Genomic DNA, 7546 nt, shown 5'->3' with positions numbered 1-7546 from the left:
GGAAGAATATGTGATGTATTACAACCAAAAGCGTATTAAAATGGATTTAAAAGGATTGAGCCCTGCACAATACAGAGCTCAATATTTATAGTGTACTAACCTGTCCAACTTTTGGGGGGCAGATCAACAAGCGGTCTGATTTGCAAAACTTTCGGCAAATCAGACCGCTTTTCTATATGTAGTAATGGACGGGCTATCAAACTTCAAAATAAATTGAATAATGTTTTTGGCAACCACGGTTAAACTGTGCTTGGCAATAAGGGCAATGGCTAACTTGCATATATTGCTGAATACTTAATGTGTGCTGGCAGCTGCCACACAAGATTGCCTGTTGTTCAAATTCATTTGCTTGCCAACGCTCAATAGGGTGCGTTTCACAAGCCTGATGGCATTGATAGCATGGGTAAAACTTATCACAACACTTAAATTTAATCGCAATAATATCCAGCACAGAATGATAATGCTGACAGCGAGTTTGTTCATCCACGGTTAAGCCATAAACTTTACACATTACTTCACGCCTTTTCCATTAAACCAATCAATATAATTAAATTGATCATAATATTTTTTGCCATTCCAACCTGAAAACTCAAATAAATCCCCAACTTGAGGTTGAGTTTCAAAGCCTTTGATATAAAAAGCTGACTGAAATTCAGGATAAGGTTTATGCGTAAAAACTACTTTATTTGCAAATGGTAAGCGGTCAAATTCTTGTAAATCTTGGTAGGTGCAACCATCACGATCAGTCATTATCACAAACAGATTATCTAAATTAATTCGTTTGGTTCGTTCTACCCATTTTTCCAGCGCTTCTTGTTCTGAATGATAGTGCATAAAATGAATCGTCAGGTCCGCTAATTTGCCTACTGGATAGCTTTTATTTGTCGACTCAAATACAAGCTCTGCTTGCATATAGTGCGTGATATTTTTCAGATATTTGATGAAATCAGCAGGTGAAAGGAAAAGATTCACAAAAGGCGAACGGAACTGCTGTTCTAGTTCATGCAAAATAAATGCGCCATTGCAATTAATAGAAAGTACAGACATTGCATGATTTTGTAAACGTTGGCGATTTAAGGCATTAATCGCTTTACGCAGAAATTTATTAATTGCCTTCTTGGCTAAATTAAACATCGTGTTACTCAGATTAAAATAGTTTGACATAAATTCGGGGCAGTATTCTGATACGACTTGTTTAAAAGTTCCATGTATTTTAATAACTTTACATTTTTCTGTTTCGTTGACAAGCAAGAGGTTGTTTTTCGCTAAAAAATTGCAAAAATTTAACCGCTTATTTGATTTACGCCAGTAAGAATTAATGCAAATTTAGATATCATGCTTTCTAAAATCTGAACAGATAAACAACTTATTTTTCATCATGATAAGCCGCAACCGTTTGCTTGATCTTTATTTGAGAAATAGATCACAAACTTATCAAAAAGATGAAATAAATCATTTTTATTTATGCGATTTTCAGATAGGCTATACAAGTATTCATTCATTATTTTTTCAAATATAAGGAGTTGCAATGAGTTCAATTTTTACTATTGCGCAAAACTGGTTAGCACAAGACCCTGATCAAGAGACTCGTGCTGAATTATCTCAATTAATTGAAGCAGCGCAAGCAGGTGATGCAAAAGCATTAGCTGAACTAAACACACGGTTCGATGGACGTTTACAATTCGGTACAGCGGGCTTACGTGGACGTTTACAAGCTGGTTCAATGGGGATGAATCGTGTATTAGTAGCGCAGGCAGCGGGGGGGTTAGCGGATTATCTAAAAGACTATGATACAGCACCCTCAATTGTGATTGGTTATGATGGTCGTAAAAATTCAGATGTATTTGCACGTGATACTGCGGAAATTATGGCAGGGGCAGGTATCAAAGCCTATTTATTACCTCGCAAATTACCAACTCCAGTATTAGCGTATGCAATTCAATATTTTGATACCACTGCAGGTGTTATGGTTACCGCAAGCCACAACCCGCCAGAAGACAATGGTTATAAAGTTTATTTAGGTAAAGCAAACGGTGGTGGTCAAATTGTTTCGCCAGCGGATAAAGACATTGCCGCATTAATTGATAAAGTTGCAGCAGGCAATATTGCTGATCTTCCTCGTAGCCAAGATTTCATTGTGTTAGATGATGAAATTGTTGATGCATATATTGCAAAAACAGCTGCGTTAGCAAAAGAACAAGCGACAGACATTAATTATGTTTACACTGCAATGCACGGTGTAGGCTACGAAGTATTAAGCAAAACTCTTGAAAAAGCAGGCTTGCCGCAACCGCATTTAGTGGCAGAGCAAATTCAGCCAGATGGTTCATTCCCAACTGTGAATTTCCCGAACCCAGAAGAAAAAGGCGCATTAGATTTAGCGATTAAACTAGCAAAAGAGAAAAACGCTGAATTTATTATCGCAAATGACCCAGATGCAGACCGCTTAGCGGTAGCAATGCCAGATGCGCAAGGAAACTGGAAAGGTTTACATGGTAACGTTGTAGGCTGTTTATTAGGCTGGTATTTAGCGAAACAATATCATGCACAAGGCAAACAGGGCGTATTAGCTTGTTCATTAGTATCTTCACCAGCGTTAGCTGAAATTGCGAAAAAATACGGTTTACAGTCAGAAGAAACGCTAACAGGCTTTAAATATATCGGTAAAGTTGATGGCTTATTATTTGGCTTTGAAGAAGCATTAGGCTATTTAGTGGACCCAGATAAAGTACGCGATAAAGACGGCATTTCAGCTGCTATCGTATTCTTAGATTTTGTGTGTAGCTTAAAAGCGCAAGGCAAAATATTACAAGATGCCATTAACGATTTCAATAATGAATTTGGCGCTTATGTAAGCGGTCAAATTTCAATTCGTGTGAGCGATTTATCTGAAATTGGCAAATTAATGACGGCATTACGCACCAACCCGCCAACTGCTATCGGTGGCTTCAATGTAGCGCAATTAATTGACCATACCAAAACCGATCGCCAAAGCGATATTTTGGTATTTGTATTAGAAAACGGCAGCCGCTTAATCACTCGCCCATCAGGTACCGAACCAAAAATTAAGTTCTACCTCGATGCAAAAGGTAAAGATGCTGCAGATGCGGATAACGTATTAAGCCAATTCGACGAAAGCGTACGTGAGTTACTACGCCAAGAGCAATATGGTAAACAAGATTGCTAATTAATTAGCCGATAGTAAAAAAGCGAACCAAAAGGTTCGCTTTTTTTGTAAATAGACCATGTCTATAAAAAGGCAACTTATAGATTTACCTTTATCGAATATGGTGTGAGTGTGAAGATTTGCACTTCATGGCGTTGCTACTCATCCCTTTAGTCAATATTGATTATAACTTAATTTGTCAATTCAATGTGAGGTTGGCACTCACAGAAACGCCACCACTACACCAACAACATTTTCAATCAATTTAGCTTCTATTTTCATATTAACTCCGATTCCTTCTAATGCTAGAGAAAGTTCTAAATTTGTAAAAAACCTAGATATATATGGAATTAAGATTAAATAGTCAATATTTACTAAAGTTCCGAATTCTTAAAATTTATTCCCACTCAATCGTTGCTGGGGGTTTGCCTGAAACGTCATATACCACGCGGGAAATGCCGTTTACTTCATTAATGATACGATTTGAGATTTTTCCAAGTAAATCGTATGGTAAATGTGCCCAATGCGCGGTCATAAAGTCGATAGTTTCAACAGCACGGAGTGAAACAACCCAATCGTATTTACGTCCGTCGCCCATTACACCCACCGATTTCACAGGGAGAAATACGGTAAACGCTTGGCTTACCTTGTAATACCAATCTGCTTTGTAGAGTTCTTCAATAAAGATTGCATCGGCTTTACGCAGTAAATCGCAGTATTCTTTTTTGATTTCGCCTAATACACGCACGCCTAAACCTGGACCTGGGAACGGATGGCGGTTAAGCATTTCTGCTGGCAAACCGAGAGCCAAGCCGATTTTACGCACTTCGTCTTTAAATAATTCACGTAGCGGTTCAACTAAACCGAGTTTCATATAATCTGGTAAGCCACCTACGTTATGGTGTGATTTAATTACGTGCGCTTTACCCGTTTTGCTTGCCGCAGATTCGATAACATCAGGGTAGATAGTGCCTTGTGCTAACCATTTGACCGAAGTGAGTTTTTTCGATTCATCATCGAATACATCCACAAACACTTTACCAATCATTTTGCGTTTTGCTTCAGGTTCATCAATGCCTTTTAGCGCATCTAAGAAACGATCTTCCGCATTGACACGAATAATATTTAGACCGAATTTATTGCCAAACATTTCCATTACTTGATCACCTTCGTTTAAGCGAAGCAAGCCGTTATCGACAAATACACAGTGCAAGTTTTTGCCGATAGCACGGTGGAGAAGTAGGGCGGTTACTGAGGAATCCACCCCGCCAGATAAGCCTAAAATCACTTCATCATCGCCTACTTGCGCTTTGATACGTGCAACAGCGTCTTCAATGATATTTTCAGCTGTCCATTTGCATTCGCAGCCACAAACGCCTACAACGAAGTTCGTTAATAGTTCTAAACCACTTTTCGTATGCGTAACTTCTGGATGGAATTGCACGCCGTAGAAGCGACGGTTTTCATCCGACATTGCTGCAATTGGGCAAGTTGGTGTAGTACCTGTAATTTGGAAACCTTGAGGTAAACGGGTTACTTTATCGCCGTGGCTCATCCAAACATCTAATTTAGGCTCAGAAGCGGTCAAATTATCGTTTAATTTGGCAAATAATGCATCTGTTGCTTGTAAATCAACCGAAGCATAACCGAACTCACGATGATCAGAAGTTTCCGTTAAACCGCCTAATTGCATTGCCATGGTTTGCATGCCGTAGCAAATACCTAATACAGGCACACCTGCGTTAAATACGTATTCAGGCGCACGTGGGCTGTTTTCTTCTGTGGTACTTTCAGGACCACCAGAAAGAATAATCCCTGTTGGGTTAAATTCACGGATTTGTGCTTCGGTAACGTCCCATGCCCAAAGTTCGCAGTAAACGCCAATCTCACGCACACGACGTGCGATTAATTGCGTGTATTGTGAACCGAAGTCCAAAATTAAAATTTTATGATTGTGAATGTTGTTCATTTTGTGTCTCTTGTTTATGTTCAATAATTTCCACGGTGCAAGGTGCGGAGAGTGTCTAAAATTTCATTCATATCTTTTCCGATATAGTCGGCTAAAGATTGATCGATTAACATACGTTCTTCTTGATAGCCAATCACGGTTAAACCAGCCGTTTTAGCCGATTGCATACCGTAGAATGAATCTTCAATTGCGATGGCATTTTCGGGGGAGACACCGAGTTGCTTACAAGTGTAGCGATAAATTGTTGGATCGGGTTTGCTTTGTGCAAATTGCTCGCCACTGACGATCAAATCAAATTCATCTTTAATGCCACAGGCTGTTAAAATCGTATGAATGTGGGCAAGGGCGGAGGAGGATGCCACTGCCAATTTTATTTGGTTTTGTTTAGCAAATTGGAGAATCTGCTTTATATCGGAACGGAAGATATCCAGATAATTCACATTGCTAAATAATGTTTGGAAGAACTGATAATAGCGTTCACGAATTTCTTCAATGGGTAGCGTTGAACCTGCTAATTTTTTCACAATAATTGGGATTTCTTTTAAACATTTGCCAACTACTTCGGACTGTTGCGCTAGCGTAATGGGGCGATCATGTTCTTTGATCTCTTCAATAAATTGCTTTTGCAACGAAAACTCAAGGTATTCGGTATCGACAATCACGCCGTCCATATCAAAAATTATCGCTTGAATCATTGTTCCTCCTAATTACAAGCGGTCAAAAATTGCAAAGATTTTACAAAATTCGACCGCTTGGTTGTTTATAGCGTAGAGTTGATTAACCCATACGATAGTTTGGTGCTTCTTTGGTAATTGTCACATCATGTACGTGTGATTCTTTGATACCCGCACCACTAATGCGTACAAATTGTGCTTTAGTACGTAGATCTTCAATGGTTGCAGAACCAGTTAAGCCCATACAAGAACGTAAACCGCCCATTTGTTGGTGAATGATTTCTTTTAAGAAGCCTTTGTAAGGAATGCGACCTTCAATACCTTCTGGCACTAATTTATCTGCGGCGTTATCTGATTGGAAATAACGATCTGATGAACCTTTGCTCATTGCACCTAATGAACCCATACCACGGTAAGATTTAAACGCACGACCTTGGTAAAGCTCAATTTCACCAGGCGCTTCTTCTGTACCTGCGAACATTGAACCTACCATTACGCAGCTTGCGCCCGCAGCAATCGCTTTTGAAATATCGCCAGAGTAGCGGATACCGCCGTCTGCAATCACAGGAATACCACGGTCTTTTAATGCTTCTGCCGCTTCAGCAATCGCCGTAATTTGTGGCACGCCCACACCCGTTACGATACGTGTGGTACAGATTGAACCTGGACCAATCCCCACTTTTACCGCGCTTGCGCCAGCATCCGCTAATGCGATAGCGCCTTCAGCAGTTGCAATATTACCTGCTACGATTGGTAAGTTAGGGTATTTAGCACGAGTTTCACGCACACGTTGTAAAACGCCTTCAGAGTGACCGTGTGATGAGTCGATTAGAAGTACATCTACCCCTGCTTTTACTAAAGCATCAATACGTTCTTCATTACCAGGACCAGCACCCACGGCTGCACCCACACGTAACCGACCAAATTCATCTTTACACGCATTTGGTTTTTGTTCTGCTTTTTGGAAGTCCTTAACGGTGATCATGCCTTTTAATTTGAAGTTATCATCCACCACAAGCACTTTTTCTACACGGCGATCGTGCATAAGTTCTAAAATTTCATCACGTGTTGCATTTTCTTTAACAGTAACAAGACGTTCTTTTGGGGTCATTAATTTAGAGACAGGTTTGCTTAAATCTTTCACAAAACGAGTGTCACGACCTGTGATAATGCCGACTAAATTGCCTTCGCCATCTACCACAGGGTAGCCAGCAAAACCATTTTTCTTGACTAATTCCGCAAGTTCAGCAAGAGTAAGATCTGGAGAAACTGTTACAGGCTCTGAAACCACACCACTTTCGAATTTTTTCACCTTGCGAACACGATCGGCTTGGCGTTCGATAGACATATTTTTGTGAATAAAACCGATGCCGCCCTCTTGTGCTAAAGAAATCGCTAATTTTGTTTCGGTGACGGTATCCATTGCTGCTGAAAGCATTGGGATATTTAAACGAATGGTTTTGGTAAGTTGCGTTGAAAGATCTGCAGTATTTGGAAGCACGGTAGAATGTGCAGGGACGAGTAAAACATCATCAAAAGTAAGGGCTTCTTGTTTGATACGTAATGCCATTGCAATAGTTCCTTAAAGATAAAAAAATAAAAGAGCTGTCTAGAAATTATTGCGGGCGAATTATACAGGCGTTTTACAAAGTTGTAAAATTGAATTTAAGGCAATCGGTTGCGGGTGGCTGTTTTTTGTAAAAAGTGACAAAAATCCGACCGCTTATTACAATTTTT

Annotated in this window: 7 protein-coding genes; 2 read left to right on the top strand and 5 right to left on the bottom strand. The window is 39.8% G+C overall.

Annotated elements, in window-relative coordinates; all coding sequences use genetic code 11:
* Window positions 1–10: 10 nt before the first annotated feature.
* Window positions 11–91, top strand: a complete 81-nt coding sequence (locus F8M47_RS09035; protein ID WP_483189294.1) for an IS3 family transposase — start codon at window positions 11–13, stop codon at window positions 89–91.
* Window positions 92–196: 105 nt separating this feature from the next.
* On the opposite strand, the gene F8M47_RS09030 is transcribed toward F8M47_RS09035, so the two are convergent.
* On the bottom strand, window positions 197–511 hold the full coding sequence (locus tag F8M47_RS09030) for a CHY zinc finger protein (RefSeq protein ID WP_150539773.1): 315 nt from the start codon (window positions 509–511) through the stop codon (window positions 197–199).
* A complete protein-coding gene (locus F8M47_RS09025) occupies window positions 511–1134 on the bottom strand; it encodes a DUF1919 domain-containing protein (protein ID WP_150539772.1) in 624 nt (207 codons plus the stop codon). The genes F8M47_RS09030 and F8M47_RS09025 overlap by 1 nt, the downstream gene beginning before the upstream one ends.
* Window positions 1135–1528: 394 nt before the next feature.
* Here F8M47_RS09025 and F8M47_RS09020 point away from each other — a divergent pair, with 394 nt between their 5' ends.
* Entirely contained in the window at window positions 1529–3187 is a 1659-nt protein-coding gene (locus F8M47_RS09020) for a phospho-sugar mutase (protein WP_150539771.1), read from the top strand.
* 376 nt (window positions 3188–3563) lie between these two features.
* Here the strand turns inward: F8M47_RS09020 and guaA are convergent, their stop codons facing one another.
* The 3 genes from guaA to guaB form a co-directional block, all read right to left on the bottom strand.
* Window positions 3564–5135: a glutamine-hydrolyzing GMP synthase gene (gene guaA / locus F8M47_RS09015; RefSeq protein WP_150539770.1), complete on the bottom strand. Its 1572-nt coding sequence runs from the start codon at window positions 5133–5135 to the stop codon at window positions 3564–3566.
* A gap of 20 nt (window positions 5136–5155) precedes the next feature.
* A complete protein-coding gene (locus F8M47_RS09010; RefSeq protein WP_150539769.1) occupies window positions 5156–5830 on the bottom strand; it encodes an HAD family hydrolase in 675 nt (224 codons plus the stop codon).
* An 82-nt stretch (window positions 5831–5912) separates the two neighbouring features.
* The gene (gene guaB, locus F8M47_RS09005; RefSeq protein ID WP_150539768.1) at window positions 5913–7379 is read right to left on the bottom strand and encodes an IMP dehydrogenase; all 1467 of its coding nucleotides are present in this window, start codon (window positions 7377–7379) and stop codon (window positions 5913–5915) included.
* Window positions 7380–7546 lie beyond the last annotated feature (167 nt).

Source organism: Actinobacillus vicugnae (genome assembly GCF_901687125.1).
Lineage (GTDB): Bacteria > Pseudomonadota > Gammaproteobacteria > Enterobacterales > Pasteurellaceae > Actinobacillus > Actinobacillus vicugnae.
The sequence above is the reverse complement of the archived record's forward strand: the minus strand, read 5'-3'. Positions and strand labels throughout refer to the sequence as shown.

Excerpts from the sequence above, each read along its gene's own strand:
- guaA (WP_150539770.1), bottom strand. The coding sequence starts at position 5,135 with ATGAACAACATTCACAATCATAAAATTTTAATTTTGGACTTCGGTTCA.
- guaB (WP_150539768.1), bottom strand. The coding sequence starts at position 7,379 with ATGGCATTACGTATCAAACAAGAAGCCCTTACTTTTGATGATGTTTTA.
- F8M47_RS09025 (WP_150539772.1), bottom strand. The coding sequence starts at position 1,134 with ATGTTTAATTTAGCCAAGAAGGCAATTAATAAATTTCTGCGTAAAGCG.
- F8M47_RS09010 (WP_150539769.1), bottom strand. The coding sequence starts at position 5,830 with ATGATTCAAGCGATAATTTTTGATATGGACGGCGTGATTGTCGATACC.
- F8M47_RS09030 (WP_150539773.1), bottom strand. The coding sequence starts at position 511 with ATGTGTAAAGTTTATGGCTTAACCGTGGATGAACAAACTCGCTGTCAG.
- F8M47_RS09020 (WP_150539771.1), top strand. The coding sequence starts at position 1,529 with ATGAGTTCAATTTTTACTATTGCGCAAAACTGGTTAGCACAAGACCCT.